The organism is Hydrogenophaga sp. T66 (assembly GCF_057219855.1).
The window spans coordinates 359,786-386,164 of the sequence record NZ_JBXVVX010000001.1; the positions used below are offsets into that span (position 1 = coordinate 359,786).

Genomic DNA, 26,379 nt, shown 5'->3' on the forward strand with positions numbered 1-26,379 from the left:
ACACTTCGGGGATGGATCGCGTCACCTCCCTTTCGGCCCGGGTCGGCATTGACCTGGGCGACCGCCGCTACGACATCCTGATCGGCAGCGGTTTGCTGGACAGCCCCGACACGTTTGCCGGCCTGCCGCGCAGCGCCAGCGCACTGATCGTCACCAACACCACGGTGGCGCCGCTGTACCTCGAGCGCTTGCGCGCGGCACTCGCGCCGCACCATACCCGGGTGCTGCACGTCGTGTTGCCCGATGGCGAAGCCCACAAAGACTGGCCCACACTCAACCTCATCTTTGATGCGTTGCTGTCCCAGGGGTGCGACCGCAAAACCGTGATGTACGCGCTGGGCGGCGGGGTGGTCGGCGACATGACCGGTTTTGCCGCCGCGAGCTTCATGCGCGGCGTGCCCTTCGTGCAGGTGCCGACCACGCTGCTGGCGCAGGTGGACTCGTCGGTCGGCGGCAAGACGGCAATCAACCACCCGCTGGGCAAAAACATGATCGGGGCGTTCTATCAGCCCCAGCGCGTCGTCTGCGACCTCGACACCCTGGACACCCTGCCCGAGCGTGAGCTCAGCGCGGGGCTGGCCGAGGTCATCAAGTACGGACCGATCTCGGACATGGCATTCCTGGACTGGATCGAAGCCCACATCGACGCGCTGCGGGCCCGCGACCGCGCGGCGCTCGCGCACGCGGTGCAGCGCAGCTGCGAAATCAAGGCCTCGGTGGTGGGGGCGGACGAGCGTGAGGCCGGCCTGCGCGCCATCCTCAACTTTGGCCACACCTTTGGCCACGCGATCGAGGCCGGCATGGGCTACGGCGCCTGGCTGCACGGCGAAGCCGTGGGGTGCGGCATGGTGATGGCCGCGCGGCTGTCGGCCGCGCTGGGCACCGTCGATGCCGCCTTTGTCCAACGCCTCACTGCCCTGATCGACCGCGCCGGCTTGCCGACTCGCGCGCCGCGCCTGGACGACGCCGACAGCGTCGCCCGTTATCTGTCGCTGATGCGGGTGGACAAGAAGGCCGAGGCCGGGGAGATCAAGTTTGTGGTGATCGATCCGCCGGGCCGGGCGGTCGTGCGCGGTGCGCCGGATGCCACGGTGGCCGCGGTGATTGAGCAGGCCAGCGCCTGAGGGCGCCGCGCGGATGCAGGCGTCCTCTCTCGGGTTGGCCCCGTACGCGAGCGATCCGGCGCGATCGCGTGGCCGGCGTCACGCTGAACCGGAAGCGCCCACGCGCAGCGCCTTCCAGCGCGACCGCGACCGCGTCATCCACTCGACCGCGTTTCGCCGGCTGGTCTACAAGACCCAGGTGTTCCTCAACCACGAGGGCGACCTGTTCCGCACCCGCCTGACCCATTCGCTGGAGGTCGCCCAGCTGGGCCGAAGCATCGCGCGCGCCTTGCGGCTCAACGAAGATCTCGTGGAGGCCATCGCGCTGGCCCACGACCTGGGCCACACCCCGTTTGGCCACGCCGGGCAGGATGCGCTGCACGCCTGCATGCAGGCGCTCGATGCCGGCACGGCGCACGACGGACAGGGCTTCGAGCACAACCTGCAAAGCCTGCGGGTGGTGGACGAACTGGAGGAGCGATACCCCGCGTTTGACGGCCTGAACCTCTGCTTCGAAACCCGTGAGGGCATTCTCAAGCACTGCTCGCGCGCCAACGCGCAGCGCCTGGAGGCGCGCGAGCCGGGCGGCGTGGCTACCCGGTTTCTGCGCGGCGGCTCGCCGTCCCTCGAAGCGCAGCTCTGCAACCTCGCGGATGAGATCGCGTACAACGCCCACGACATTGACGACGGTGTGCGGTCGGGCTTGCTCACGCTGGAGCAGGTGGCCTCGGTGGAGCTGTTTGACACCTACCGGCGCCGCGCGCTGGCCGCGCACCCGCAGCTCGGCGGGCGGCGGCTGCTGTTTGAGTCGATTCGATTGATGCTGAGCGATCAGGTCTATGACGTGATCGACACCACGCGCGAGCGCCTGCGCGATGCCGGGGTGGCCTCACCGGAGGAGGTGCGCGCGGCCCGGCCGCTGGTGGACTTCTCGGACGGCATGCGACAGCGCAGCCGCGCGCTCAAGCAGTTCCTGTTTCGCAACCTGTATCGCCACCCCCAGGTCATGGAGACCACCGACCGCGCGCGGCGGGTCGTGTCCGATCTGTTCGAGCGCTACCTGGAGGCACCGGCCGAGCTGCCCCCGGCGCACGCGCTGCGCCCGGACCGGCCCCGCGCGGTGGCCGATTACATCGCGGGTATGACCGACCGTTTCGCCATCCGCGAGCACGAGCGCCTGTTCGGCAGCGCGCTGTTTCCGTGAGCCGCGCAGCGTCGCCCGGCACGGCAGCGGCGCTGGTGATCGGGGCCGGGGTGTGTGCCGCCTTGCACGTTGGCAAGCTGCCAGCGGCCTTGCCCGCCTTGCGCGAGGCGTTGGGCATCAGTCTGGTGCAAGCCGGCTGGCTGCTGTCGCTGGTGCAGCTGGCGGGCATGACGCTGGGCCTGGCCGTGGGTTTGGGGGCGGAGCGGTGGGGCGCCCGGCGCCTGATGGTGGCCGGGCTCGTGTTGCTGTCGTTCAGCAGTGCGGTGGGTGCCACCGCCGAGGACGCCCACCTGCTTCTGGCCAGCCGGGCGCTGGAGGGTTTGGGTTTTCTGTGGGCGGTGTTGCCGGCGCCGGCCGTGTTGCGCCGTTTGTTGCCGTCGGGTGAGGCGCAATCCAAGGCGCTCGGCGCGTGGGGCGCCTACATGCCGCTGGGCACGGCGCTGGCCTTGGCGGTGGGCGGCCCGTGGGCCGCGGCGGGCGGCTGGCGGTCGCTGTGGGTGGCTTTGGCGGGTTTGTCGCTGGCGGCGGCGTGGGCGCTGAGTCGTGCGGTGCCGGACGATGCCCGCGTTCGTCCGGTCGCAGGGGCGAGTGCTGCGCGTTTGCGCGCCACGCTCGGATGTGCCGGCCCCTGGCTGGTGGCGGGCGCCTTTTTGGCCTATTCCAGCCAATGGATCGCGGTCATCGGCTTCCTGCCGACCGTGCTGGCCGATGCGGCCGTGCCGGCGGCGTACGCCGGACCGGCCGCGGCGCTGGTCGCGCTGGTGAACATGACCGGCAACATCGCGGCCGGGCGTGGCCTGGCGCGCGGGCGCCCGCCGGGACAGCTGCTGGTGCTGGGATTTGGCGCGATGGCGCTTGGCGCCGCATGGGCGTTCGCGCCGACGCTGGATGGCGGGCTGCGGGCGGCGGGATTCCTGCTCTTTTCCGCCGCCGGCGGTCTGGTGCCCGGTACCCTGTTTGCCACGGCCGTTCGGGTGGCGCCCCGCCCGGACACGGTGGCGGTCACGGTGGGCTGGATGCAACAAGGCTCGGCCTTCGGGCAGTTCGTCGGTCCGCTGGCCGTGGCGTCGGCCGCCAGCGCCACCGGGGGGTGGCAGGTCACGCCCTGGCTCACGGGCGCCGCCGCCCTCGCCGGCGTGGGGATCTCGCTGGCGCTGTCGCGCCGCTTGCGCACCGGCGCGGCCTGACCGGGCTCGACCTCCGGCTGGATTGGCGCCGCTTCAGCCACCGACCGACCGACTGGCCGCGTCGGGTCGCGCGCGGCGGCTGTGGGCGCACAATCGCGCTTATAAATCGGGGTCAGACTCCACAGCACCCACCGCGCCACGCCCACCGCCACGCCCACCGCCACGCCCACCGCCACACCCATCGCCACACCCATCGCCGCCCCCATCGCCGCCCCCATCGCCCGCGGCCTTCGTCGGCCCCGATCCCCGTCGCCCTGCACCGCTTCCCCCATGGCCCGTCTGCCCCGCCTGACCGTCCCCGGCTACGCGCACCACGTCATCCACCGCGGCAACAACCGCCAGCCCATCGTCCTCGACGACGCCGACCGGGAGCGCCTGCTTGACCTGATCCGCGACCACGCCCAGCGGCAGCGGGTGGCGCTGCACGCCTGGGTGATCATGGACAACCACCTCCATCTGTTGCTCACGCCGTCCACCGACGACGGGCTCCCCGCCATGATGCAGGGCCTCGGCCGGGCGTATGTGCGCTACTTCAACGACCGCCACCACCGCACCGGCACGCTCTGGGAAGGGCGCTACCGGTCCACGCTGGTCGACAGCGAGCGCTACCTGCTGGCTTGCATGGCCTACATCGACCTCAATCCGGTGCGAGCCGGACTGGTCCCCGAGGCCCGGCAGTACCCCTGGTCCAGCCACCGCCACCACGTCGGCCTGACCAACGACCGGAGCCTCACGCCCCACGCCGTGTACTGGGCGCTCGGCAACACGCCATTCGCCCGCGAAGCGGCCTACGCCGACTGGGTGAATGGCGGCTTGGCCAGCGCCCAGGTGGCCCAGCTCACCGACGCCACGCTCAAGGGATGGCCGCTCGGCGACGAGTCCTTCCGCGCCGCCCTGCAGGCACGAACCCCGCGGCGGCTGGTTCCCGCCCGCGCCGGACGCCCCCGCCGCATCCCCGACGCTGGCGGGCAGGCCGGGGACTGATGGCGGGGATGCGGCGCGGGCGGCGGTTCATCCGGCGCCTCCGTGACCTTGACGCACCGAAACCCGGGAGCCGGGTTTGTATCTGTCCCCAATAAAACACCGACGACGATCCATCGTCGAATTAATCGGAGTCTGACCCCAAATAAATTCATTGTCGCGCGTGCTGCGTTGCAATATCCTCACGCTTCCATTTTTGATCGACCCCCGACGTCGGAAGGAAGCGCCATGACCACGGCAGCCGAGCAGCAGCACCTCCAGCACACCGGTCTGTACGACCCGGCCCATGAACACGACGCGTGCGGCGTCGGTTTCGTGGCGCACATCAAGGGCGAGAAGAGCCACGCCATCGTCGAGCAGGCGCTGAAGATCCTGGAGAACCTCGATCACCGGGGTGCCGTGGGCGCCGACAAGCTCATGGGCGATGGCGCGGGCCTGCTGATCCAGATGCCCGACGCGCTGTACCGTGAAGAAATGGCCGCGCAGGGCGTCACGCTGCCCCCGGCCGGCGAGTACGGCGTGGGCATGATCTTCATGCCCAAGGAACACGCCAGCCGCCTGGCCTGCGAACAGGAGATGGAGCGGGCGATTGCCGCCGAGGGTCAGGTGCTGCTGGGCTGGCGCGATGTGCCGGTGAACCGCGACATGCCGATGTCGCCCACCGTGCGCGAGAAAGAGCCGATCATCCGCCAGGTCTTCATCGGCCGCGGCAACGACGTGATCGTGCAGGACGCGCTGGAGCGCAAGCTCTATGTCATTCGCAAGACCGCCAGCGCCGCGATCCAGCGTCTCAAGCTCACGCACTCCAAGGAGTACTACGTGGTGAGCATGAGCAGCCGCACGGTGGTCTACAAGGGCCTGCTCCTGGCCGACCAGGTCGGCACCTATTTCATGGACCTGCAAGACCCGCGCTGCGTGTCGGCGCTGGGTCTCGTGCATCAGCGTTTCTCCACCAACACCTTCCCGGAGTGGCCGCTGGCGCACCCGTACCGCTACGTCGCGCACAACGGTGAGATCAACACCGTCAAGGGCAACTACAACTGGATGAAGGCGCGCGAAGGCGTGATGAGCTCGCCGGTGCTCGGCGAGGACCTCAAAAAGCTCTACCCGATCAGCTTCCCCAGCCAGTCCGACACGGCCACGTTCGACAACTGCCTCGAACTGCTGACCATGGCCGGCTACCCGCTGGCGCAGGCCGTGATGATGATGATCCCCGAGCCGTGGGAGCAGCACACCACCATGGACGAGCGCCGCAAGGCCTTCTACGAGTACCACGCCGCCATGATGGAGCCGTGGGACGGTCCGGCCTCGATCGTGTTCACCGACGGCCGCCAGATCGGCGCCACGCTCGACCGCAATGGTCTGCGCCCGTCGCGCTACTGCATCACCGACGACGACTTCGTGATCATGGGTTCGGAATCCGGCGTGCTGCCGGTGCCGGAGAACAAGATCGTGCGCAAGTGGCGCCTGCAGCCGGGCAAGATGTTCCTGATCGACCTGGAACAGGGCCGCATGATCGACGACGAGGAGCTCAAGGCCAACCTCGCCAACAGCAAGCCCTACAAGCAATGGATCGAAAACCTGCGCATCAAGCTCGACGACCTGCCGGGCGCGGCGGACAACCTGCCTGAGCCCAGCAGCGTGACCCTGCTGGACCGCCAGCAGGCTTTCGGCACCACGCAGGAAGACATCAAGTTCCTGCTCGCGCCCATGGCGCAAGCGGGCGAGGAGGGCATTGGCTCGATGGGCAACGACAGCCCGCTGGCCGTGTTGTCCGACAAGAACAAGCCGCTCTACAACTACTTCAAGCAGCTGTTTGCCCAGGTCACGAACCCGCCGATCGACCCGATCCGCGAAGCCATCGTGATGTCGCTGGTGTCCTTCATCGGGCCCAAGCCGAACCTGCTCGACATCAACCAGGTGAACCCGCCGATGCGGCTGGAGGTGAGCCAGCCGGTGCTGGACTTCGCCGACATGGCCAAGCTGCGCAACATCGAAGCCGTCACGCAGGGCAAGTTCCGCAGCACGACGCTGGACATCACCTACCCCGCGGCCTGGGGCCGTGAGGGTGTGGAGGCCAAGCTGGCGTCGCTGTGCGCCGCGGCGGTGGACGCGATCAAGGGTGGCAAAAACATCCTGATCATCAGCGACCGCGCGGTCTCGCCCACGCAGATCGCCATCCCGGCGCTGCTGGCGCTGTCCGCCATCCACCAGCACCTGGTGCGTGAGGGCCTGCGCACCACCGCCGGCCTTGTCGTGGAGACCGGCACGGCCCGCGAGGTCCATCATTTCGCGGTGCTGGCCGGTTACGGTGCCGAGGCGGTGCATCCGTACCTCGCCATGGAAACGCTGATGGCGATCCACCAGGACCTGCCCGGCGCCCTGTCGGCCGAGAAGGCCATCTACAACTACACCAAGGCCATCGGCAAAGGGCTGTCGAAGATCATGTCCAAGATGGGCGTGTCGACCTACATGTCCTACTGCGGTGCCCAGCTGTTTGAAGCCATCGGCATCAACAAGGAAACCATCGACAAGTACTTCACCGGCACGGCCAGCCGCGTGGAAGGCATCGGCGTGTTCGAGATCGCCGAAGAAGCGATCCGCATGCACAAGGCGGCCTTCGGCGACGACCCGGTGCTGGCGACCATGCTGGACGCCGGCGGTGAATACGCCTGGCGCGCCCGTGGCGAGGAGCACATGTGGACGCCGGATGCGATCGCCAAGCTGCAGCACAGCACCCGCGCGAACAACTGGAACACCTACAAGGAATACGCCCAGATCATCAACGACCAGAACCGCCGCCACATGACGCTTCGCGGCCTGTTCGAGTTCAAGATCGACCCGAGCAAGGCGATTCCGATCGACGAGGTCGAACCGGCCAAGGAAATCGTCAAGCGCTTCGCCACCGGCGCCATGTCGCTGGGCTCCATCTCCACCGAGGCCCACGCCACGCTGGCGGTGGCGATGAACCGCATCGGCGGCAAGAGCAACACCGGTGAGGGCGGCGAGGACGAGCGCCGTTACCGCAACGAGCTCAAGGGCATCAAGATCACCAAGGGTGAGACCCTGAAGTCGATCATCGGCGAGGACGTGGTCGAGGTGGATCTCCCGCTCAACGACGGCGACAGCCTGCGCTCCAAGATCAAGCAGGTCGCGTCGGGCCGCTTCGGGGTGACCGCGGAGTACCTGCAGAGCGCCGACCAGATCCAGATCAAGATGGCGCAGGGCGCCAAGCCGGGCGAGGGCGGTCAGCTGCCCGGTGGCAAGGTGTCGGACTACATCGGCAAGCTGCGCTACAGCGTGCCGGGCGTGGGTCTGATCAGCCCGCCGCCGCACCACGACATCTACTCGATCGAAGACCTCGCCCAGCTGATCCACGACCTCAAGAACGTCGCGCCGCACGCCGACATCAGCGTCAAGCTGGTGTCCGAGGTGGGCGTGGGCACGATCGCTGCGGGCGTGGCCAAGTGCAAGGCCGATCACGTGGTGATCGCCGGCCACGATGGTGGCACGGGCGCCTCGCCGTGGTCGTCGATCAAGCACGCCGGCAGCCCGTGGGAAATCGGTCTGGCCGAGACCCAGCAGACCCTGGTGCTCAACCGCCTGCGCAGCCGCATCCGCGTGCAGGCCGACGGCCAGATGAAAACCGGCCGCGACGTCGTGATCGGCGCGCTGCTGGGCGCCGACGAGTTCGGCTTCGCGACCGCGCCGCTGGTGGTCGAGGGCTGCATCATGATGCGCAAGTGCCACCTGAACACCTGCCCGGTGGGCGTGGCCACGCAGGACCCGGTGCTGCGCGCCAAGTTCCAGGGCAAGCCCGAGCACGTGGTCAACTACTTCTTCTTTGTCGCCGAGGAAGCGCGCCAGATCATGGCGCAGCTGGGCATCCGCAGCTTCGACGAGCTGGTGGGCCGCGCCGACCTGCTCGACATGCGCGCCGGCATCGCCCACTGGAAGGCACGCGGCCTGGACTTCAGCCGCCTGCTGGCCACGCCGGCCGTGCCCGCCGACGTGCCGCGTCTGCACACGCAAACGCAGGAACACGGCCTGGAGAAGGCCCTGGACAACGTGCTGATCGCGAAGTCGCGCGCCGCCATCGACAAGGGCGAGCGGGTGCAATTCATCGAAGTGGCCCGCAACGTCAACCGCTCGGTCGGCGCGATGTTGTCCGGCGAAGTGACCAAACACCACCCCGAAGGCCTGCCGGACGACACGATCCGCATCCAGCTCGAAGGCACGGGCGGCCAGTCCTTTGGCGCCTTCCTGGCCAAGGGCATCACGCTCTACCTGATCGGCGATGCCAACGACTACACCGGCAAGGGCCTGTCGGGCGGCCGCGTGGTGGTGCGCCCGAGCATCGATTTCCGCGGCGAAGCCACGCGCAACATCATCGTCGGCAACACCGTCATGTACGGCGCCACCAGCGGTGAGGCCTTCTTCAGCGGCGTGGCCGGCGAGCGTTTCGCGGTCCGTCTGTCGGGCGCCACCGCGGTGGTGGAGGGCACGGGCGACCACGGTTGTGAATACATGACCGGCGGCACGGTGGCCGTGCTGGGCAAGACCGGCCGCAACTTCGCCGCCGGCATGAGCGGCGGCGTGGCCTACGTCTATGACGAAGACGGCAGCTTCGCCAGCCGCTGCAACACCGCGATGGTGAGCCTGGAGCCGGTGCTCAGCGCCAAGGACCAGGAAGCCACCGTCGACAAGGCGGTGTGGCACCGCGGCCAGACCGACGAGGCCCAGCTGAAGAAGCTGCTCGAAGAGCACAACCGCTGGACCGGCAGCAAGCGCGCCCGCGAACTGCTCGACCACTGGGCGACCGCGCGCGGCAAGTTCGTCAAGGTCTTCCCGAACGAGTACAAGCGCGCGCTGGGCGAGATCCACGCCCGCCAGACCGCAGCCGCCGCCACCGGCAAGGCCCAGGGTTCGGCGAAGAAGGCCGTGGCCGCCGCCAAGTAAACCCACCCAGTCAACCCGCGAAGAATCCCCCGCGACAACGCACACCCGCAAGGACACGCATCATGGGAAAAGTCACCGGCTTCATGGAGTTTGAGCGTCTGGAAGAGGGCTACGCGCCCGTGCCGGAACGCGTGAAGCACTACAAGGAATTCGTCATCGGCCTCGACGAGCAGCAGGCCAAGGTACAGGGCGCCCGCTGCATGGACTGCGGCACGCCCTTCTGCAACAACGGTTGCCCGGTCAACAACATCATTCCGGACTTCAACGATCTGGTGTACCAGGGCGACTGGAAGAACGCGATCACGGTGCTGCACAGCACCAACAACTTCCCCGAGTTCACCGGCCGCATCTGCCCGGCGCCCTGCGAGGCCGCTTGCACGCTCAACGTCAACGACGACGCGGTGGGCATCAAGTCGATCGAGCACGCGATCATCGATAAGGCCTGGGCTGAGGGCTGGGTGTTGCCGCAGCCGCCGCGCCACAAAACCGGCAAGAAGGTCGCCGTGATCGGCTCCGGGCCGGCCGGCCTCGCCGCGGCCCAGCAGCTCGCCCGCGCCGGCCACAACGTGACGGTGTTCGAGAAGAACGACCGTGTCGGCGGTCTGCTGCGCTACGGCATCCCCGACTTCAAGATGGAGAAAACCCACATCGACCGCCGCGTGGCGCAGATGGAGGCCGAGGGCGTCACCTTCCGCACCGGCGTGCTGGTGGGGACCATGCCCGAGGGCAGCAAGGTGACGAACTGGGCCAAGCAGACGGTGAGCCCGGAGCAGCTGCAGGCCGAGTTCGACGCGGTGCTGCTGGCCGGTGGCGCGGAGCAGAGCCGTGACCTGCCGGTGCCCGGCCGCGATCTGGAAGGCATCCACTTCGCGATGGAGTTCCTGCCCCAGCAGAACAAGGTCAACGCCGGCGACAAGCTCAAGGGCCAGCTGCGTGCCGACGGCAAACACGTCATCGTCATCGGCGGCGGCGACACCGGCTCCGACTGCGTGGGCACCAGCAACCGCCACGGCGCGGCCAGCGTCACGCAGTTCGAGGTGATGCCGCAACCGCCCGAGCAGGAGAACAAGCCGCTCGTGTGGCCCTACTGGCCGATGAAGCTGCGCACCAGCTCCAGCCACGAGGAAGGCTGCGTGCGCGAGTTCGCCATTTCCACCAAGGAATTCCTGGGCAAGAACGGCAAGGTCACCGGCCTGAAGACGGTCCACGTGGAGTTCAAGGACGGCAAACTGGTCGAGATTCCGGGCACCGAGAAGGAATACAAGGCCGATCTGGTGTTGCTGGCCATGGGGTTCACCAACCCGGTGGCCACCGTGCTGGACGCCTTCGGCGTGGACAAGGACGCCCGCGGCAACGCCCGCGCCACCACCGAGTTCACCGGCGGCTACGCCACCAACGTGCCCAAGGTGTTCGCCGCCGGCGACATGCGGCGCGGCCAAAGCCTGGTGGTCTGGGCGATCCGCGAAGGCCGCCAGGCCGCGCGGGCGGTGGACGAGTTCCTGATGGGTTATTCCGACCTGCCGCGCTGACGCGGGCCGACGCCGCCCCCGTGTCCTGAGGGCCGGGCCGGGCGCCAGACCCTGTGGCGGCGCGCCGACAGCGCTTCGCTTATCATGAAACGCCGGGTTGGAACACCCGGCTTTTCATTGATGAGCACCACCCAGTTGCCCCCCCTCGTCGAACTCCGCAACGTGACCTTCGGGTACGGGGCGCGGGTCATTCTCGACGACGTGTCCCTGACCGTGCCGCGCGGCAAGGTCACGGCGCTGATGGGCGCATCCGGCGGTGGCAAGACGACCGTCCTGCGCCTGATTGGCGGCCAGATCCGGGCCCAGCGGGGGCAAACCCTGTTCGACGGCGCCGACATCACCACCATGACGCCCGAGGCCTTGTACGCCGCGCGCCGTCGCATGGGCATGCTGTTCCAGTTCGGGGCGTTGTTCACCGACATGAGCGTGTTCGACAACGTGGCGTTCCCGCTGCGCGAGCACACCCGGCTGCCCGAGCCGCTCGTGCGCGACATCGTGCTGATGAAGCTCAACGCCGTGGGCCTGCGCGGCGCTCGCCAGCTCATGCCCAGCGAACTGTCGGGCGGCATGGCGCGACGCGTCGCGCTGGCGCGGGCGATCGCGCTGGACCCGGAACTGGTGATGTACGACGAGCCGTTCGCCGGGCTCGACCCGATCTCGCTGGGCACCGCCGCCCGACTCATCCGCGAGCTCAACAACGCCATGGGCCTGACCAGCGTGATCGTGTCCCACGATCTCGACGAGACCTTTCACATCGCGGATCAGGTGATCGTGCTGGCCAACGGCCGCATCGCCGCGCAGGGCACGCCCGACGAAGTCCGCCACAGCGCCGACCCCTTGGTCCACCAGTTCGTCAACGCCCTGCCCGACGGACCGGTGCGTTTTCACCACCCGGCGCCCGAGCTCGCCGCCGATTTCGGCCGGGGAGGGCGCCCATGAACGCCCTGCATCCCGTCCGCGTCGGCCGCGCCGTGCGCGAAACGATCACCGCGCTCGGTTTCGCTGCCCGGCTGTTCGTGCGCCTGGTGGGGCTGGCCGGCGTGGCGCTGCGGCGCTTCGGCCTGGTGCGCGACCAGATCCATTTCCTGGGGAACTACTCGCTGGCCATCATTGGCGTGTCGGGCCTGTTCGTTGGCTTTGTCTTGGGCCTGCAGGGCTACTACACGCTGCAGCGCTATGGCGCGACCGAGGCGCTGGGGCTGTTGGTGACCTTGTCGCTGGTGCGTGAGCTGGGGCCGGTGGTGAGTGCCCTGCTGTTTGCCGGGCGGGCCGGTACCTCGTTGACCGCCGAGATCGGCCTGATGAAGGCGGGCGAGCAGCTCAGCGCCATGGAAATGATGGCGGTCGATCCCATCCGCCGCGTGCTGGCGCCGCGTTTCTGGGCCGGGGTGATCACGATGCCACTGCTGGCGGCGGTGTTCAGCGCGGTCGGCGTGATCGGCGGCTGGATTGTCGGCGTGGGCCTGATCGGGCTGGACGGCGGTGCGTTCTGGAGCCAGATGCAGGGTGGCGTGGACGTCTGGGCCGATGTGGGCAACGGCGTCATCAAGAGCGTGGTGTTCGGTTTTGCCGTGACCTTCATCGCCCTGTTGCAGGGCTACCTCGCACAACCCACGCCCGAAGGCGTGTCCCGCGCCACCACCCGCACGGTGGTGGTGGCCTCGCTGTCCGTGCTGGGGCTGGACTTCATTCTCACCGCCATGATGTTCAGCATCTGACGGCCGACGCATTTCTCGGAGTTCCGCATGACCTCTTCCAAAAACGATTTCTGGGTCGGCCTGTTCGTGCTCATCGGCGGTGTCGCCATCCTCTTTCTCGCGCTGCAGTCGGCCAACCTGCTCAGCCTGAGCTTTGAGCCCACGTACCGCGTCACGGCGCGCTTCGACAACGCCGGTGGGCTCAAGCCCGGCGCGGCGGTGCGCAGCGCCGGCGTGGTGGTGGGCCGGGTCGAGCAGATCGCTTTCGACGACAAAACCTTCCAGGCCAGCATCACGCTGCGCCTGGAGAAGCGCTACGGGTTCCCGCGCGACAGCTCGATGAAGATCCTCACCAGCGGCCTGCTTGGTGAGCAGTACATCGGCATCGAGCCGGGCGGCGACCCGGAGAACTTCGCCGAGGGCGCGGTGATCACACAGACCCAGTCGGCCCTGGTGCTGGAAAACCTGATCGGCCAGTTCCTGTTCAACCGGGCGGCCGAGGGCAGCGACGACAAGAAACCCTGATCCGGCTTTGCGGGAGCGACACCATGCCATTTCTGTTTTCCTGGTTGAAGTCCCTCGGCGCCGTGGCGGCGCTGGCGCTGGTGACCGGCTGCGCCACGGGCCCGGACGCCAACCCGCGCGACCCGTTCGAGCCTTTCAACCGGGGCGTCTCCTCGTTCAACGAAGCGGTGGATGAGGCGGTGCTCAAGCCCGTCGCCACCGCCTACGTGGAGGTCGCGCCCTCGCCGGTGCGCACCGGCGTGAGCAACTTCTTCAGCAACCTGACCGACCTGTGGTCGGCCGCGAACGCGCTGTTCCAGCTGCGTCCGCAGGAAGCCGGCGAGAACCTGATGCGGTTCAGCGTGAACACCGTGCTGGGGCTGGGTGGTGTGCTCGACATCGCCAGCGAAATGCAGATTCCGCGCACCCGCATCGATTTCGGCCAGACGCTCGGCCGCTGGGGCGCGCCCCCTGGCCCCTATCTCGTGCTGCCCCTGCTCGGGCCGTCGACGGTGCGTGACACCGCCGGTCTCGTGGTGGACGCCCAGGCCGATCCGGTGGGCGACGTGGACCGCGTGGCGAACCGCAACGTCCTGACCGGCTTGCGGGTGGTCGACACCCGCGCCAACCTGCTGGGCGCCACCACGGTGCTGGAGGGCGCCGCGCTCGACAAATACAGTTTCACCCGCGACCTCTATCTCAACCGCCGGCAGAGCCAGATCGATCGCATGATCGACAAAGGCATTGGCCTGGGCGACGGCGAGTGAGTGGGTGCCAACATCCATCGCGCCGATACCTCTCGACACGCATCGCCAGCCCCCCGACACACACCCGCCGCGCCGCATGCCTAGCATGCGACCCACACCCCGCCGTCGCGGGGCACGAAAGGATTTCCGATGATTGACCGCCGCTCCGCCCTGACCGCCCTGGCCCTCACCGCCGCTGCCACCGCGTGGCCCGTCTGGGCCAACGACGAGGCACCTGACGCGCTCGTCAAGCGGGTGTCGACCGAGGTGCTCAACGCGGTGAAGGCCGACCCGGCGATCCAGGCCGGCAACATCGACCGCATCGTCAACCTGGTCGACACCAAAATCATGCCCCACGTGAACTTCACGCGGATGACCGCCTCGGCGGTGGGCCGCCACTGGCGCCAGGCCTCGCCCGAGCAGCAGAAAAAGCTGCAGGACGAGTTCAAGACCCTGTTGGTGCGCACCTACGCCGGCGCGCTGGGCGAGGTCAAGGACCAGACCCTGAGCTTCCGCCCCCTGCGCATGGCGCCCGCCGACACCGAGGTGGTGGTGCGCTCCGAAGTGCGCGGTCGCGGCGAGCCGATTCAGCTCGACTACCGCCTGGAGAAGGCCGCCGACGGCTGGAAGATCTACGACCTGAACGTGCTCGGTGTCTGGCTGGTGGAAACCTACCGCACCCAGTTTGCGCAGGAGATTGGCGCCAAGGGCATCGACGGCCTGATTGCCTCGCTGGCCCAGCGCAACAAGAGCAACGCCGGCGCCACCGCCAAGACCAGCTGATGCCTTCCTCCACGCCGATGGCCGACGCCCGCCTGCCCGAGCGCCTCACCCTGGCGGAGGCCGACGCCACGCTCGCCAGTCTGGTGCAGGCTGCGCGCGGCGGGCGTGGGGCGTTCACCGTCGACGCCACCGCGCTCAGCGCGTTCGACTCGTCGGCCGTGGCCGTGCTGCTCGAACTGGCCCGCCAGCTTGACGCCGACGGCCGCGGTCTGCGGGTCACGGGCTGGCCGCCGCGCCTGCGCGACCTGGTGGCGCTTTACGGCGTGGAATCGCTGCTCCCGGCCCACTGAGCGCGCCCGCTCCGCGGAGGGCCACCGCCGCCTTGCCCGGCGCGCCACCCGCCCCCGCCGTAAAATCGCGGGTCACCCGCCGCCGCAGACCGTCTGCGCTTTGCCGGTGAACCCCGTGGAACCCCGTGGCGTCGCCCGCGCATGTCTGCCGTCTCTTTCCAGCACGTTTCCAAAACCTTTCGCACCGCGCGCGGCCCGTTCTCCGCGCTGCAGTCGGTCACGTTCGACATCGAGCCCGGCGAGTTCTTCGGTTTGCTCGGTCCCAACGGTGCGGGCAAGACCACGCTGATCAGCATCCTGGCCGGCCTGACCCGCGCCTCCGACGGTCGGGTCACGGTGATGGGCCACGATGTGCAGTCGGACTACGCCGCGGCCCGGCAGGCTTTGGGTGTGGTGCCGCAGGAACTGGTGTTTGACCCGTTCTTCAACGTGCGCGAAACCTTGCGCATCCAGTCGGGCTATTTCGGGGTTCGCCACAACGACGACTGGATCGACGAACTGCTGACCGGACTGGGCCTGGCCGACAAGGCCGAGGCCAACATGCGGCAGCTCTCGGGCGGCATGAAGCGCCGTGTGCTGATCGCGCAGGCGCTGGTGCATCGCCCGCCGGTCATCGTGCTGGATGAACCCACCGCGGGTGTGGATGTGGAGCTGCGCCAGACGCTCTGGCAGTTCGTGTCCGGCCTCAACAAGCGCCTGGGCAGCACGGTGTTGCTGACCACCCACTACCTCGAAGAGGCCGAGGCGTTGTGCGGTCGCATCGCCATGCTCAAGCAGGGACGACTGGTGGCGCTGGAAGCCACCTCCCGCCTGCTGGCCCGCGCGGCCTCGAACGTGTTGCGCTTCAAGACGGACGCGACCCTGCCCCCGGCGATCGCCGCGCAGGCCCGCGTGACCGGCCGCGTGGTGCAGTTGCCCGCCCCCGACGCCTCGGCCGTGGAAGCGCTGCTGGGCCAATTGCGCCAGGCCGGGATCACCCCCGAAGACATCGAGATCCGCAAAGCGGACCTCGAAGACGTGTTCCTTGACCTCACCGGCGCCGCACCGCGCCCGCCCGTTGCAGTCCCGCAACCCGCCTCGCCGGAGACCGCCGCATGACCGGCTGGCAGACCCTGTTCTACAAGGAAGTGCTGCGCTTCTGGAAGGTCGGCTTTCAGACCGTGGCCGCGCCGGTGGTCACCGCGATCCTCTACCTCATGATCTTCGGCCACGTCCTGGAGGACCAGGTCAAGGTGTACGACGCGGTGAACTACACCGCCTTCCTGCTGCCCGGGCTGGTGATGATGAGCGTGCTGCAAAACGCGTTCGCCAACAGCAGTTCGTCCCTCATCCAGAGCAAGATCATGGGCAACCTGGTCTTCCTGCTGCTCACGCCGCTGTCGCACCGCGCCTGGTTTGTCGCCTACGTCGGCTCCTCCGTGTTGCGTGGCCTCACCGTGGGCGCCGGCGTGATGCTGTTCACCTGGTGGTTTGCGCGTCCCACGGTGGTGGCGCCGCTGTGGATTCTGGCGTTTGCGCTCCTGGGTGCCGCGCTGCTGGGCGCGCTGGGCGTGATCGCCGGGCTCTGGGCCGAGAAGTTCGATCAGATGGCGGCGTTCCAGAACTTCGTGATCGTCCCCATGACCTTCCTCTCGGGCGTGTTCTACTCCATCCACTCCCTGCCGGCGTTCTGGCAGACGGTGAGCCACCTCAATCCGTTTTTCTACATGATCGACGGGTTCCGCTACGGCTTTTTCGGCGTGAGCGACGTCTCCCCCTGGCTGAGCCTGGCGCTGGTGTCGGTGGCGCTGGCGGTGGTCAGCGCGTTTGCGCTGTACCTGCTGCGCACCGGCTACAAGATCCGCCACTGACCCACCCGCTGACACACCCGCTGCGATGACCGCTGAAGACCTGCAATCCCTGATCGCCGCCGGCCTGGCCTGCGACCACCTCGAAGTCACCGGCGACGGACGCCACTGGTCGGCCGTGATCGTCTCGCGCGCGTTCGAAGGCAAACGCCTCATCCAGCGACACCAGGCCGTCTACGCCACGCTGGGCCAGCGCATGCACACCGACGAGGTGCACGCGCTGTCCATGAAGACCCTCACCCCGGCCGAATGGGCCGCCCAGGCCTGAGCGCCCCGAAAGCCACCCATGGACAAACTGCGCATCCGCGGCGGACGTACCCTCACCGGCGAGGTGCCGATCTCCGGCGCCAAGAATGCTGCCCTGCCCGAGCTGTGCGCGGCACTGCTCACCGAGGACACGGTCACGCTGCACAACGTGCCGAGGCTGCGCGACGTGGCCACCATGCGCCAGTTGCTGGACAACATGGGCGTGAAGACCCAGACCCACGGCGAGCGCGGGGGCATCAGTCTGCGCGCGGCCGGCGCGATCAAGCCGGAAGCGCCGTACGACCTCGTCAAGACCATGCGCGCGTCGGTGCTGGTGCTCGGTCCGCTGCTGGCCCGTTTTGGTCATGCGCGGGTCTCGTTGCCCGGCGGCTGCGCCATCGGTTCGCGGCCGGTGGACCAGCACATCAAGGGCATGCAGGCCATGGGCGCGCAGATCGAGGTGGAGCACGGCTACATGGTGGCCCGCCTGCCAGCCGGCCGCAGCCGCCTGCACGGCGCGCGCATCGCGACCGACATGGTGACCGTGACGGGCACGGAAAACTTTCTCATGGCGGCCGCCCTGGCTGAGGGCGAAACCCTGCTGGAGAACGCCGCGCAGGAGCCCGAGATCGCCGATCTGGCCGAGCTGCTGATCCGCATGGGCGCCAAGATCGAAGGCCACGGCACCAGCCGCATCCATGTGCAGGGGGTGGAGCGCCTGCACGGGGCGGAACACGCGGTCGTGGCCGACCGCATCGAGGCGGGTACCTTCCTGTGCGCGGTGGCTGCCACCGGCGGCGATGTGCTGCTGCGCCATGGCCGCGCCGACCACCTCGACGCGGTCATCGACAAGTTGCACGAGGCCGGCGTGGACATCGAAGCCGGCAGCAACGCGGCCGGCCCGTTCATCCGCGTGCGCGCGGCGGGTCGCATGAAGGCCCAGAGCTTCCGCACCACCGAATACCCCGGTTTCCCCACCGACATGCAGGCCCAGTTCATGGCGCTCAACTGCATCGCCGAAGGCGCCAGCAAGGTGACCGAGACGATCTTCGAAAACCGCTTCATGCACGTCAACGAGCTGGTGCGTCTGGGCGCCAAGATCCAGACCGACGGCAAGGTCGCGGTGGTGGAGGGCGTGCCGCGCCTGTCCGGCGCCACCGTGATGGCCACCGACCTGCGCGCTTCCGCCAGCCTGGTCATCGCCGGTCTGGTGGCCGAGGGTGAAACGGTGGTGGATCGCATTTACCACCTGGACCGCGGTTACGACCAGATGGAGCTCAAGCTGCGCGCCATCGGCGCCGACATCGAACGGATCTCATGAGCATGTCCGCCCCCACCCTGACCCTGGCGCTGTCCAAGGGCCGCATCTTCGACGAGACGCTGCCGTTGCTGCGCGCGGCTGGCATCGAGGTGCTTGAAGACCCCGAGAAATCGCGCAAGCTGATCCTGCCGACCAACCAGCCGAACGTGCGCGTGGTGCTGGTCCGGGCCACCGACGTGCCGACCTACGTGGAGCAGGGTGGCGCCGACCTGGGCGTGACCGGCAAGGACACGCTCATCGAGCACGGCGGTCAGGGCCTCTACCAGCCGCTGGACCTGGGTATCGCCCGCTGCCGCGTGAGCGTGGCGGTGCGTGCCGACTTCGACTACGCCCGTGCCGTGCGCCAGGGATCTCGCCTGCGCGTGGCCACCAAGTACACGACGATCGCCCGCGAATTCTTCGCCTCCAAGGGCGTGCACGTGGACCTGATCAAGCTGTACGGCAGCATGGAACTCGCGCCGCTGACCGGCCTGGCCGACGCCATCGTCGACCTCGTCTCCACCGGCAACACCCTCAAGGCCAACCACCTCGTCGAGGTGGAGCGCATCATGGACATCAGTTCCCGCCTGGTGGTCAACCAGGCTTCGCTCAAGCTCAAGCAGGCGGCCCTGCGTCCGGTGATCGACGCCTTTGCCCGCGCCTGCCAACCCGCCGTGCCCGCATGAACGCCGCCGCCACGCCCCTGCGCCTGTCCACCGCCGATGCCGATTTCGAGGCGCGCTTCGCCGCGCGCCTGCACTGGTCCAGCGAGACCGACCACGCGATCGAGCAGCGCGTGGCCGACATCCTGGCCGACGTGCGCGCCCGCGGCGACGCGGCGGTGCTCGAATGCACCGCGCGTTTTGACGGGCTGAACGCCGCGCGCGTGGCGGACCTGGAGCTCAGCGCGACCGAGCTGAAAGCGGCTTTTGATGGCCTGCCCGCCGCGCAGCGCGAAGCCCTGCAGGCCGCGGCCGCCCGCGTTCGCCGTTATCACGAGGCCCAGAAGAAGGCCAGCGGCGAGAGCTGGACCTACCGCGATGAGGACGGCACGCTGCTGGGCCAGAAGGTCACGCCGCTGGACCGTGTGGGCATCTATGTGCCCGGGGGGAAGGCGGCCTACCCCTCCAGCGTGTTGATGAATGCCATCCCGGCCCACGTGGCCGGCGTCGGCGAGATCGTCATGGTGGTGCCCACGCCGCGCGGCGAAAAGAACGCGCTGGTGCTGGCGGCGGCCTATGTCGCCGGCGTGTCGCGCGCCTTCACCGTCGGTGGCGCGCAGGCTGTGGCCGCGCTGGCCTACGGCACGGACACGATCCCCAAGGTCGACAAAATCACCGGCCCCGGCAATGCCTACGTGGCCAGCGCCAAGAAGCGGGTGTTCGGTCTGGTGGGCATCGACATGATCGCGGGCCCGAGCGAAATCCTCGTGCTGGCCGACGGCACGACGCCGGCCGACTGGGTGGCGATGGACCTGTTCAGCCAGGCCGAACACGACGAGCTGGCCCAGAGCATCCTGCTGTGCCCTGACGCCGCCTACATCGACGCGGTGCAGGCCGCCATCGACCGGTTGCTGCCCACCATGCCGCGCGCGGCCATCATCGCCAAGAGCCTGAACGACCGCGGCGCGCTGATCCACACCCGCTCCATGGACGAGGCCTGCGCCATCAGCAACCGCATCGCGCCCGAACACCTCGAGGTGTCCAGCGCGGACCCGCACCGCTGGGAGCCGCTGCTGCGCCACGCCGGCGCGATCTTCCTGGGTGCGTACACCAGCGAAAGCCTGGGCGATTACTGCGCCGGCCCCAACCACGTGCTGCCCACCAGCGGCACCGCGCGTTTCAGCTCGCCGCTGGGCGTCTACGACTTCCAGAAGCGCAGCAGCCTGATCGAGGTCAGCGCGGCCGGCGCCCAGTCGCTGGGCACGGTGGCGGCCGAACTCGCCTACGGCGAAGGTCTGCAGGCCCACGCGCGCGCCGCCGAGATGCGGCTGCGAGAGGTGCCGCCGATGCGGGGTGCCGCATGACCGCGCCCGATTCCCGCCCTGCCGGGCAGCCGCTGCGGCGCATCCGCGCCGATGTCCAGTCCATGCACGCCTACGCCGTGCAGGACGCCGCCGGCCTGATCAAGCTCGATGCGATGGAAAACCCCTTTCCGCTGCCGCCGGCCCTGCAAGCCGCGCTGGGCGAGCGGCTCGGGCGCGTGGCCATCAACCGCTACCCTGGCCCGCGGGTGGACGACCTCAAGCGCGCCATCGAGCGCCACATCGACCTGCCGCCCGGTTGCCAGCTCATGCTGGGCAACGGGTCGGATGAGTTGATCTCCCTGCTGGCCATGGCCTGCGACCAGCCCGGCGCTTCGGTGCTGGCGCCCCTGCCGGGCTTCGTGATGTACGCCATGAGCGCGCACCTGCAGGGCCTGGCCTTCCACGGCGTGCCGCTGACAGCCGATTTCGCGCTCGACGAGGCCGCCATGGTGCAGGCGCTGCGCACCCACCGCCCGGCCATCACCTACCTCGCCTACCCCAACAACCCCACCGCCAACCTGTGGGACGCGGCCGTCATTCGCCGCTTGATCGCCGAGGTCGCTGCGTTCGACGGGCTGGTGGTGATGGATGAGGCCTATCAGCCCTTCTCCAGCGCCACCTGGCTCGACGAGATGCGCCGCGACCCGGTTGCCAATGGCCACGTGCTGCTCATGCGCACGCTGTCCAAGTTCGGGTTGGCCGGTGTGCGCCTGGGGTACATGGTCGGTCCGCAGGCGCTGGTGGCCGAGATCGACAAGCTGCGTCCGCCGTACAACGTGAGCGTGCTGAACGCGGAGTGCGCGCTGTTTGCGCTGGAGCACGCCCCTGTGTTCGCCGAGCAGGCCGCCACCATCCGTGCCGAGCGCGAGCGGCTGATCGCCGCGCTGGCCACCATGCCGGGCGTGACGCCCTTTCCCAGCGAAGCCAACATGGTGTTGGTGCGGGTGCCCGACGCGGCGCGCGCCTTCGCCGGCTTGAAGGCCCAGGGCGTGCTGGTGAAGAATGTTTCTACAATGCATCCGCTGCTGGCTGGGTGTCTGCGCCTGACGGTGGGAACCCCGTCGGAGAACGCGCAGCTCCTGCGCGCCTTGCCGTCCGCCCTATGACCACCGCGCCCGCTTCCCTTCCCGATCCTCAGCCCGGCGACCGCGCCGCCCTCGTGCAGCGCGACACCAGCGAAACCCGCATCCGCGTGCGCCTGAACCTCGATGGCACGGGCGTGTCCCGCCTGTCCACCGGCATCGGCTTCTTCGACCACATGCTCGACCAGATCGCCCGTCACGGTCTGATCGATCTGGAAATCCAGGCCGACGGCGACCTCCACATCGATGGCCACCACACGGTCGAGGACGTGGGCATCACCCTCGGGCAGGCCTTCGCCCAGGCGGTGGGCGACAAGAAGGGCATCCGCCGCTACGGTCACGCCTATGTGCCGCTCGACGAGGCGCTGTCCCGGGTGGTGATCGATTTTTCGGGCCGGCCGGGCCTGCACATGCGCGTGCCCTTCAAGGCCGGCATGATCGGTGCCTTCGACACGCAGCTGACCTACGAGTTTTTCCAGGGCTTCGTCAACCACGCCGGCGTGACCCTGCACATCGACAACCTGCACGGCGAAAACGCCCATCACCAGGCCGAGACGGTGTTCAAGGCCTTCGCCCGCGCGGTGCGCATGGCGCTTGAGCGCGACGTGCGCCTGGGCGACGTGATCCCGTCCACCAAAGGCTCGCTCTGAAGGTCCCGTCCCGATGAACGCGAGAACGGTGGCCGTGGTGGACTACGGCAGCGGCAACCTGCGCAGCGTGTCGCAGGCGGTGCAACACGCTGCCCGGGGCAGTGACGTGGAGGTGCGGGTCACCGCATCGGCCGACGAGGTGATGGCGGCCGACCGCGTGGTGCTCCCCGGCCAGGGCCACATGGGCGACTGCATGCGCGAACTGGCCGCGTCCGGTCTTCAGGCCGCGGTGCTGCACGCTTGCGCCCACAAACCGCTGTTTGGTGTGTGCGTGGGCATGCAGATGCTGCTCGACCGCAGCGAGGAAGGGCCGACCGACGGTCTCGGCCTGATTCCTGGCGCGGTGCGCCGGTTCCGGCTGGATGGCCGCCTTCAGCCCGATGGCAGCCGATTCAAGGTGCCCCAGATGGGCTGGAACCGCGTGTTCCACGCGCTCGGCCGCGGCCCCTCGCACCCGCTCTGGGCGGGCGTGGACGATGGCGCGTACTTTTACTTCGTGCACAGCTACTACGCCGCGCCGGCCCAGGCCGCCCACATCGCGGGCGAGGCCGACTACGGTGGGCGCTTTGCCGCCGCGATCGCCCGGGATAACATTTTTGCCACCCAGTTTCACCCCGAGAAGAGCGCCGACCAGGGTCTGACCCTGTACCGCAATTTCCTCCACTGGAACCCCTGACTTCCTCCGCTTCGCCGCCACCATGCTGCTGATCCCCGCCATCGACCTCAAAGACGGCCAGTGCGTTCGCCTGAAGCAGGGCGACATGGACCAATCCACGGTGTTCAGTGAAGACCCCGCCGCCATGGCGCGCCGCTGGGTCGACCTGGGCGCGCGCCGGGTCCACCTCGTCGATCTCAACGGCGCCTTCGCGGGCAAGCCGAAAAATGAGCAGGCCATCCGGGCCATCCTCAAGGACATTGGCAGCGAGGTCGACGTCCAGCTCGGCGGGGGCATCCGCGACCTCGACACCATCGAACGCTACCTCGACGCCGGCCTGCGCTACGTGATCATCGGCACCGCCGCGGTGAAGAACCCGGGCTTCCTGCAGGACGCCTGCACCGCGTTTGGCGGTCACATCATCGTCGGCCTCGACGCCAAGGACGGCAAGGTGGCCACCGATGGCTGGAGCAAGCTCACGGGCCATGAGGTGGTGGATCTGGCCAAGAAGTTCGAGGATTACGGCGTCGAGTCAATCATCTACACCGATATCGGCCGCGACGGCATGCTCACCGGCATCAACATCGAGGCCACGGTGAAGCTGGCCCAGGCCCTCACGATCCCCGTGATCGCCTCCGGCGGTCTGTCCAACCTCGACGACATCCGTCGCCTGTGCGCGGTGGAAGACGAGGGCGTGGAGGGCGTGATTTGTGGTCGGTCCATCTACAGCGGCGACCTCGACTTCCAGGCGGCTCAGGCGCTGGCCGACGAGCTCAATGGTTGATGCCGCCCGCGGCCCCGGGGCGGCCGCGGACACCCGGTCGCTGGCGCTGCCCGGCGGCGATTCCCTCACCGTGGCGGCCTTCGGAGGCCAGGTGCTGTCGTGGCGCGCCGCGGGGCGCGAGCGGCTTTACCTCAGCCCCCTCGCCCGCCTGGGTGGCCCGGGCGCGGTGCGCGGAGGGGTGCCGGTGTGTTTCCCGCAGTTCCACACCCGCGGCCCCGGCCCGCGTCACGGGTTCGCCCGCCAGCGCGTTTGGGCCTGGGACGACAGCGCCTGCGCCGCCGACCGCCTCGCGCTGACGCTCCGGGACGAACCCGAGACCCGCCGCCACGGACCCGGCGCCTTCGATGCCCGTCTCCGGGTGACCCTGCGCCCTGGCGCGCTGGACATGTCGCTGAGCGTGCACAACCGGGGGGCTGAACCGCTGTCGTTCACCGGCGCCTTGCACACCTATCTCGCGGTCGATGACGTCGCCGCTGTGCGCCTGGACGGCCTGCACGAACCCCTCGCGGGTCCGGCGGGGCTCGATCGCGTGTACGCCCGCGCGCCGGCCGGGCTGATCCTGCACGATGGTGTCCAGCGCTTGCACATCGAGCAGTCCGCAGGTTGGGCGCACACGGTGGTCTGGAATCCCGGTGCCGTGGGCGCCCGTGCGCTCGATGACTTGCCCGACGCCGATTTCGCGCGCATGCTCTGCGTGGAAGCCGCGCAGGTGTTCAGCCCCATCGCCGTGGCGCCCGGTACCGCCTGGACCGGCACCCAGACCCTCACCCTTCTTTGAACCCCGCCCCGCCATGCTGGCCAAACGCATCATTCCCTGCCTCGACGTCACCGGCGGCCGCGTCGTCAAAGGCGTCAACTTCGTCGAACTGCGCGACGCCGGCGACCCGGTGGAGATCGCGGCGCGTTACAACGAACAAGGTGCCGATGAACTCACGTTCCTCGACATCACCGCCACCAGCGACGGACGCGACCTGATCCTGCCGATCATTGAAGCCGTGGCTTCGCAGGTCTTCATCCCGCTCACGGTGGGCGGCGGCGTGCGCACGGTCGAGGACGTGCGCCGGCTGCTCAACGCGGGTGCCGACAAGACCAGCTTCAATTCCGCGGCCATCGCCAACCCCACGGTGATTCGCGAAGCGTCCGACAAGTACGGCTCCCAGTGCATCGTCGTCGCCATCGACGCCAAGCGCCGGCAGGGCGACGATCTCGCGCAGCGCGGCGAAGGCTGGGACGTCTACAGCCACGGCGGTCGGAAAAACACCGGGCTCGATGCCGTGGCGTGGGCGCGGCGCATGGCCGAACTGGGCGCGGGCGAAATCCTGCTCACCAGCATGGACCGCGACGGCACCAAGGCGGGCTTCGACCTCGCGCTCACCCGCGCTGTGGCCGACGCGGTGGACGTGCCCGTGATCGCCTCGGGCGGCGTGGGCAACCTGGACCACCTCGCCGACGGTGTGCAGCAGGGCGGGGCGGACGCGGTGTTGGCCGCGAGCATCTTTCACTATGGCGAGTTCACCGTGGCCCAGGCCAAGGCCCGCATGGCCGAACGGGGCATTCCGGTCCGCCTCTGAGTGGCGGTGGGCGTGGTGGGGGTGCGTGGTAGATTTCCCGGATGAACTGGCTTGATCAGGTGAAGTGGGACGCGCAGGGCCTGGTGCCCGTGATCGCGCAAGAGGCCGCCACGGGCGACGTGCTGATGTTCGCCTGGATGAACCGCGAGGCGCTGGCCAAGACCGCCGAACTCGGTCGCGCGGTGTATTTCAGCCGCTCGCGCGGCAAGCTCTGGTTCAAGGGCGAAGAGTCCGGTCATGTGCAAACCGTGCACGACATCCGCCTTGACTGCGACAACGACGTGGTCCTGCTCAAGGTGACCCAACTCGGCCACGAACCCGGCATCGCCTGCCACACCGGCCGCCACAGCTGCTTCTTCCAGCGCCTGGACCACGGCGCGTGGCAGACCGTCGAACCGGTCCTTAAGGACCCCGAATCCATTTACCGCTGAATCCGATGTCCCTCACCGACGACCTGCAACGGCTGGCCGCCGTGATCGAAAGCCGCAAACCCGCGCGCGGCGGCGATCCGGATAAGAGCTATGTCGCCCGCCTGCTGCACAAAGGGCCGGATGCTTTCCTCAAGAAAATCGGTGAAGAAGCGACCGAGGCCGTGATGGCCGCCAAGGACCTCGAACACGGCGGTGACCCGCAGAAGCTGGTCAACGAGGTCGCGGACCTCTGGTTCCACAGCCTCATCGCGCTGGCCCACCACAACCTTGGCCCGGCCGACGTGGTGGCCGAACTGGTGCGCCGCGAGGGCCTCAGCGGGCTCGAAGAGAAGGCGCTGCGCAAGGCGCAGGCGCGTGAAGCGGGCGAGGGCGACGCCTGACCACACCGACCTGCCACCACCACCGGGAGTTGCCATGCCGGACGTGATCGACGTCGAAACCACCGACAACGAGAAGGCCCAATCGCTCAAGAGCGTCGGCTGGGTCAGCTACATCCTGCACCTGATCGTCGCCGTCGGCGCGGTGCTGCCCGCCGCCCAGCCCGGCGTGGCCTTGCTGATCGTGGCGCTGGTGATCGACCTGGTGAAGCGCGACGACGCGGTGGGGACGTGGCAGGCCAGTCACTTCTCCTGGCGGCTGCGCTCGGTGATCTGGGCGGCGATCCTGTACCTGGTGACCCTGCCGCTGTGGTTCCTGTTTGTCCTGCCGGGATGGGTGGCGTGGCTGCTCATTTCCATCTGGTTCCTCTACCGCATCGTCAAAGGCATGGTGGCCATGAACGCCAGCCAGCCGCTGCCGCGCTGA

The 26,379-nt window shown here is 68.6% G+C and carries 27 protein-coding genes; all 27 read left to right on the forward strand.

Features of this window, described 5'->3' with window-relative positions:
- The first annotated feature begins 11 nt into the window (after window positions 1–11).
- The 27 genes from aroB (at window position 12) to AC2D80_RS01805 (ending at window position 26,379) form a co-directional block, all read left to right on the forward strand.
- A complete protein-coding gene (gene aroB, locus AC2D80_RS01675) occupies window positions 12–1,124 on the forward strand; it encodes a 3-dehydroquinate synthase (protein ID WP_484631243.1) in 1,113 nt (370 codons plus the stop codon).
- Window positions 1,125–1,137: 13 nt separating this feature from the next.
- The gene (locus tag AC2D80_RS01680) at window positions 1,138–2,307 is read left to right on the forward strand and encodes a deoxyguanosinetriphosphate triphosphohydrolase (RefSeq protein ID WP_484631244.1); all 1,170 of its coding nucleotides are present in this window, start codon (window positions 1,138–1,140) and stop codon (window positions 2,305–2,307) included.
- Window positions 2,304–3,494, forward strand: a complete 1,191-nt coding sequence (locus tag AC2D80_RS01685) for an MFS transporter (RefSeq protein WP_484631245.1) — start codon at window positions 2,304–2,306, stop codon at window positions 3,492–3,494. Before AC2D80_RS01680 ends, AC2D80_RS01685 begins: the two co-directional genes overlap by 4 nt.
- Before the next feature lie 270 nt (window positions 3,495–3,764).
- Entirely contained in the window at window positions 3,765–4,478 is a 714-nt protein-coding gene (locus tag AC2D80_RS01690) for an REP-associated tyrosine transposase (protein ID WP_484631246.1), read from the forward strand.
- Between the two features lie 225 nt (window positions 4,479–4,703).
- Window positions 4,704–9,434, forward strand: coding sequence for a glutamate synthase-related protein (locus tag AC2D80_RS01695; protein WP_484631247.1), 4,731 nt, complete (start codon window positions 4,704–4,706; stop codon window positions 9,432–9,434).
- A 62-nt stretch (window positions 9,435–9,496) separates the two neighbouring features.
- Window positions 9,497–10,963, forward strand: a complete 1,467-nt coding sequence (locus AC2D80_RS01700) for a glutamate synthase subunit beta (protein WP_484631248.1) — start codon at window positions 9,497–9,499, stop codon at window positions 10,961–10,963.
- An 84-nt stretch (window positions 10,964–11,047) separates the two neighbouring features.
- On the forward strand, window positions 11,048–11,902 hold the full coding sequence (locus tag AC2D80_RS01705; RefSeq protein ID WP_484631249.1) for an ABC transporter ATP-binding protein: 855 nt from the start codon (window positions 11,048–11,050) through the stop codon (window positions 11,900–11,902).
- Complete coding sequence (gene mlaE / locus AC2D80_RS01710; protein WP_484631250.1) at window positions 11,899–12,681, forward strand: lipid asymmetry maintenance ABC transporter permease subunit MlaE; 783 nt, start codon at window positions 11,899–11,901, stop codon at window positions 12,679–12,681. Before AC2D80_RS01705 ends, mlaE begins: the two co-directional genes overlap by 4 nt.
- A 27-nt stretch (window positions 12,682–12,708) precedes the next feature.
- A complete protein-coding gene (mlaD, locus tag AC2D80_RS01715) occupies window positions 12,709–13,185 on the forward strand; it encodes an outer membrane lipid asymmetry maintenance protein MlaD (protein ID WP_484631251.1) in 477 nt (158 codons plus the stop codon).
- Window positions 13,186–13,208: 23 nt separating this feature from the next.
- Window positions 13,209–13,931: an MlaA family lipoprotein gene (locus AC2D80_RS01720; RefSeq protein WP_484631252.1), complete on the forward strand. Its 723-nt coding sequence runs from the start codon at window positions 13,209–13,211 to the stop codon at window positions 13,929–13,931.
- 129 nt (window positions 13,932–14,060) lie between these two features.
- Window positions 14,061–14,693 (forward strand): MlaC/ttg2D family ABC transporter substrate-binding protein, encoded by a 633-nt coding sequence (locus AC2D80_RS01725; protein WP_484631253.1) that lies wholly within the window; start codon window positions 14,061–14,063, stop codon window positions 14,691–14,693.
- Window positions 14,693–14,983 carry an STAS domain-containing protein gene (locus tag AC2D80_RS01730; RefSeq protein ID WP_484631254.1) on the forward strand — a complete coding sequence of 97 codons (291 nt, stop codon included), beginning with the start codon at window positions 14,693–14,695 and terminating at the stop codon, window positions 14,981–14,983. The genes AC2D80_RS01725 and AC2D80_RS01730 overlap by 1 nt, the downstream gene beginning before the upstream one ends.
- A gap of 141 nt (window positions 14,984–15,124) precedes the next feature.
- Window positions 15,125–16,081 carry an ABC transporter ATP-binding protein gene (locus tag AC2D80_RS01735; RefSeq protein WP_484631255.1) on the forward strand — a complete coding sequence of 319 codons (957 nt, stop codon included), beginning with the start codon at window positions 15,125–15,127 and terminating at the stop codon, window positions 16,079–16,081.
- Window positions 16,078–16,833 carry an ABC transporter permease gene (locus tag AC2D80_RS01740; protein WP_484631256.1) on the forward strand — a complete coding sequence of 252 codons (756 nt, stop codon included), beginning with the start codon at window positions 16,078–16,080 and terminating at the stop codon, window positions 16,831–16,833. Before AC2D80_RS01735 ends, AC2D80_RS01740 begins: the two co-directional genes overlap by 4 nt.
- Window positions 16,834–16,858: 25 nt before the next feature.
- Window positions 16,859–17,098, forward strand: coding sequence for a BolA family protein (locus AC2D80_RS01745; protein WP_484631257.1), 240 nt, complete (start codon window positions 16,859–16,861; stop codon window positions 17,096–17,098).
- 18 nt (window positions 17,099–17,116) lie between these two features.
- A complete protein-coding gene (murA, locus tag AC2D80_RS01750) occupies window positions 17,117–18,397 on the forward strand; it encodes a UDP-N-acetylglucosamine 1-carboxyvinyltransferase (RefSeq protein ID WP_484631258.1) in 1,281 nt (426 codons plus the stop codon).
- Between the two features lie 2 nt (window positions 18,398–18,399).
- Window positions 18,400–19,062 carry an ATP phosphoribosyltransferase gene (gene hisG / locus AC2D80_RS01755; protein WP_484631259.1) on the forward strand — a complete coding sequence of 221 codons (663 nt, stop codon included), beginning with the start codon at window positions 18,400–18,402 and terminating at the stop codon, window positions 19,060–19,062.
- Entirely contained in the window at window positions 19,059–20,402 is a 1,344-nt protein-coding gene (gene hisD, locus AC2D80_RS01760; RefSeq protein WP_484631260.1) for a histidinol dehydrogenase, read from the forward strand. Before hisG ends, hisD begins: the two co-directional genes overlap by 4 nt.
- The gene (gene hisC / locus AC2D80_RS01765) at window positions 20,399–21,508 is read left to right on the forward strand and encodes a histidinol-phosphate transaminase (protein ID WP_484631261.1); all 1,110 of its coding nucleotides are present in this window, start codon (window positions 20,399–20,401) and stop codon (window positions 21,506–21,508) included. Before hisD ends, hisC begins: the two co-directional genes overlap by 4 nt.
- Window positions 21,505–22,134 (forward strand): imidazoleglycerol-phosphate dehydratase HisB, encoded by a 630-nt coding sequence (gene hisB, locus AC2D80_RS01770; protein WP_484631262.1) that lies wholly within the window; start codon window positions 21,505–21,507, stop codon window positions 22,132–22,134. The genes hisC and hisB overlap by 4 nt, the downstream gene beginning before the upstream one ends.
- Window positions 22,135–22,147: 13 nt before the next feature.
- Window positions 22,148–22,810, forward strand: coding sequence for an imidazole glycerol phosphate synthase subunit HisH (hisH, locus tag AC2D80_RS01775; protein WP_484631263.1), 663 nt, complete (start codon window positions 22,148–22,150; stop codon window positions 22,808–22,810).
- A 22-nt stretch (window positions 22,811–22,832) separates the two neighbouring features.
- Window positions 22,833–23,573 carry a 1-(5-phosphoribosyl)-5-[(5-phosphoribosylamino)methylideneamino]imidazole-4-carboxamide isomerase gene (hisA, locus tag AC2D80_RS01780; protein WP_484631264.1) on the forward strand — a complete coding sequence of 247 codons (741 nt, stop codon included), beginning with the start codon at window positions 22,833–22,835 and terminating at the stop codon, window positions 23,571–23,573.
- Window positions 23,566–24,351, forward strand: a complete 786-nt coding sequence (locus AC2D80_RS01785) for a D-hexose-6-phosphate mutarotase (protein WP_484631265.1) — start codon at window positions 23,566–23,568, stop codon at window positions 24,349–24,351. Before hisA ends, AC2D80_RS01785 begins: the two co-directional genes overlap by 8 nt.
- 13 nt (window positions 24,352–24,364) lie before the next feature.
- Window positions 24,365–25,144, forward strand: a complete 780-nt coding sequence (gene hisF, locus AC2D80_RS01790; RefSeq protein WP_484631266.1) for an imidazole glycerol phosphate synthase subunit HisF — start codon at window positions 24,365–24,367, stop codon at window positions 25,142–25,144.
- A gap of 32 nt (window positions 25,145–25,176) precedes the next feature.
- The gene (hisI, locus tag AC2D80_RS01795) at window positions 25,177–25,575 is read left to right on the forward strand and encodes a phosphoribosyl-AMP cyclohydrolase (RefSeq protein ID WP_484632626.1); all 399 of its coding nucleotides are present in this window, start codon (window positions 25,177–25,179) and stop codon (window positions 25,573–25,575) included.
- A gap of 5 nt (window positions 25,576–25,580) precedes the next feature.
- Window positions 25,581–25,955 carry a phosphoribosyl-ATP diphosphatase gene (locus AC2D80_RS01800; protein ID WP_484631267.1) on the forward strand — a complete coding sequence of 125 codons (375 nt, stop codon included), beginning with the start codon at window positions 25,581–25,583 and terminating at the stop codon, window positions 25,953–25,955.
- A gap of 34 nt (window positions 25,956–25,989) precedes the next feature.
- On the forward strand, window positions 25,990–26,379 hold the full coding sequence (locus tag AC2D80_RS01805) for a DUF4870 family protein (RefSeq protein ID WP_484631268.1): 390 nt from the start codon (window positions 25,990–25,992) through the stop codon (window positions 26,377–26,379).

Excerpts from the sequence above, each read along its gene's own strand:
- aroB (WP_484631243.1), top strand. The coding sequence starts at position 12 with ATGGATCGCGTCACCTCCCTTTCGGCCCGGGTCGGCATTGACCTGGGC.
- AC2D80_RS01680 (WP_484631244.1), top strand. The coding sequence starts at position 1,138 with ATGCAGGCGTCCTCTCTCGGGTTGGCCCCGTACGCGAGCGATCCGGCG.
- AC2D80_RS01690 (WP_484631246.1), top strand. The coding sequence starts at position 3,765 with ATGGCCCGTCTGCCCCGCCTGACCGTCCCCGGCTACGCGCACCACGTC.
- AC2D80_RS01695 (WP_484631247.1), top strand. The coding sequence starts at position 4,704 with ATGACCACGGCAGCCGAGCAGCAGCACCTCCAGCACACCGGTCTGTAC.
- AC2D80_RS01700 (WP_484631248.1), top strand. The coding sequence starts at position 9,497 with ATGGGAAAAGTCACCGGCTTCATGGAGTTTGAGCGTCTGGAAGAGGGC.
- AC2D80_RS01705 (WP_484631249.1), top strand. The coding sequence starts at position 11,048 with ATGAAACGCCGGGTTGGAACACCCGGCTTTTCATTGATGAGCACCACC.
- mlaE (WP_484631250.1), top strand. The coding sequence starts at position 11,899 with ATGAACGCCCTGCATCCCGTCCGCGTCGGCCGCGCCGTGCGCGAAACG.
- mlaD (WP_484631251.1), top strand. The coding sequence starts at position 12,709 with ATGACCTCTTCCAAAAACGATTTCTGGGTCGGCCTGTTCGTGCTCATC.
- AC2D80_RS01720 (WP_484631252.1), top strand. The coding sequence starts at position 13,209 with ATGCCATTTCTGTTTTCCTGGTTGAAGTCCCTCGGCGCCGTGGCGGCG.
- AC2D80_RS01725 (WP_484631253.1), top strand. The coding sequence starts at position 14,061 with ATGATTGACCGCCGCTCCGCCCTGACCGCCCTGGCCCTCACCGCCGCT.
- AC2D80_RS01730 (WP_484631254.1), top strand. The coding sequence starts at position 14,693 with ATGCCTTCCTCCACGCCGATGGCCGACGCCCGCCTGCCCGAGCGCCTC.
- AC2D80_RS01735 (WP_484631255.1), top strand. The coding sequence starts at position 15,125 with ATGTCTGCCGTCTCTTTCCAGCACGTTTCCAAAACCTTTCGCACCGCG.
- AC2D80_RS01740 (WP_484631256.1), top strand. The coding sequence starts at position 16,078 with ATGACCGGCTGGCAGACCCTGTTCTACAAGGAAGTGCTGCGCTTCTGG.
- AC2D80_RS01745 (WP_484631257.1), top strand. The coding sequence starts at position 16,859 with ATGACCGCTGAAGACCTGCAATCCCTGATCGCCGCCGGCCTGGCCTGC.
- murA (WP_484631258.1), top strand. The coding sequence starts at position 17,117 with ATGGACAAACTGCGCATCCGCGGCGGACGTACCCTCACCGGCGAGGTG.
- hisG (WP_484631259.1), top strand. The coding sequence starts at position 18,400 with ATGTCCGCCCCCACCCTGACCCTGGCGCTGTCCAAGGGCCGCATCTTC.
- hisD (WP_484631260.1), top strand. The coding sequence starts at position 19,059 with ATGAACGCCGCCGCCACGCCCCTGCGCCTGTCCACCGCCGATGCCGAT.
- hisC (WP_484631261.1), top strand. The coding sequence starts at position 20,399 with ATGACCGCGCCCGATTCCCGCCCTGCCGGGCAGCCGCTGCGGCGCATC.
- hisB (WP_484631262.1), top strand. The coding sequence starts at position 21,505 with ATGACCACCGCGCCCGCTTCCCTTCCCGATCCTCAGCCCGGCGACCGC.
- hisH (WP_484631263.1), top strand. The coding sequence starts at position 22,148 with ATGAACGCGAGAACGGTGGCCGTGGTGGACTACGGCAGCGGCAACCTG.
- hisA (WP_484631264.1), top strand. The coding sequence starts at position 22,833 with ATGCTGCTGATCCCCGCCATCGACCTCAAAGACGGCCAGTGCGTTCGC.
- AC2D80_RS01785 (WP_484631265.1), top strand. The coding sequence starts at position 23,566 with ATGGTTGATGCCGCCCGCGGCCCCGGGGCGGCCGCGGACACCCGGTCG.
- hisF (WP_484631266.1), top strand. The coding sequence starts at position 24,365 with ATGCTGGCCAAACGCATCATTCCCTGCCTCGACGTCACCGGCGGCCGC.
- AC2D80_RS01800 (WP_484631267.1), top strand. The coding sequence starts at position 25,581 with ATGTCCCTCACCGACGACCTGCAACGGCTGGCCGCCGTGATCGAAAGC.
- AC2D80_RS01805 (WP_484631268.1), top strand. The coding sequence starts at position 25,990 with ATGCCGGACGTGATCGACGTCGAAACCACCGACAACGAGAAGGCCCAA.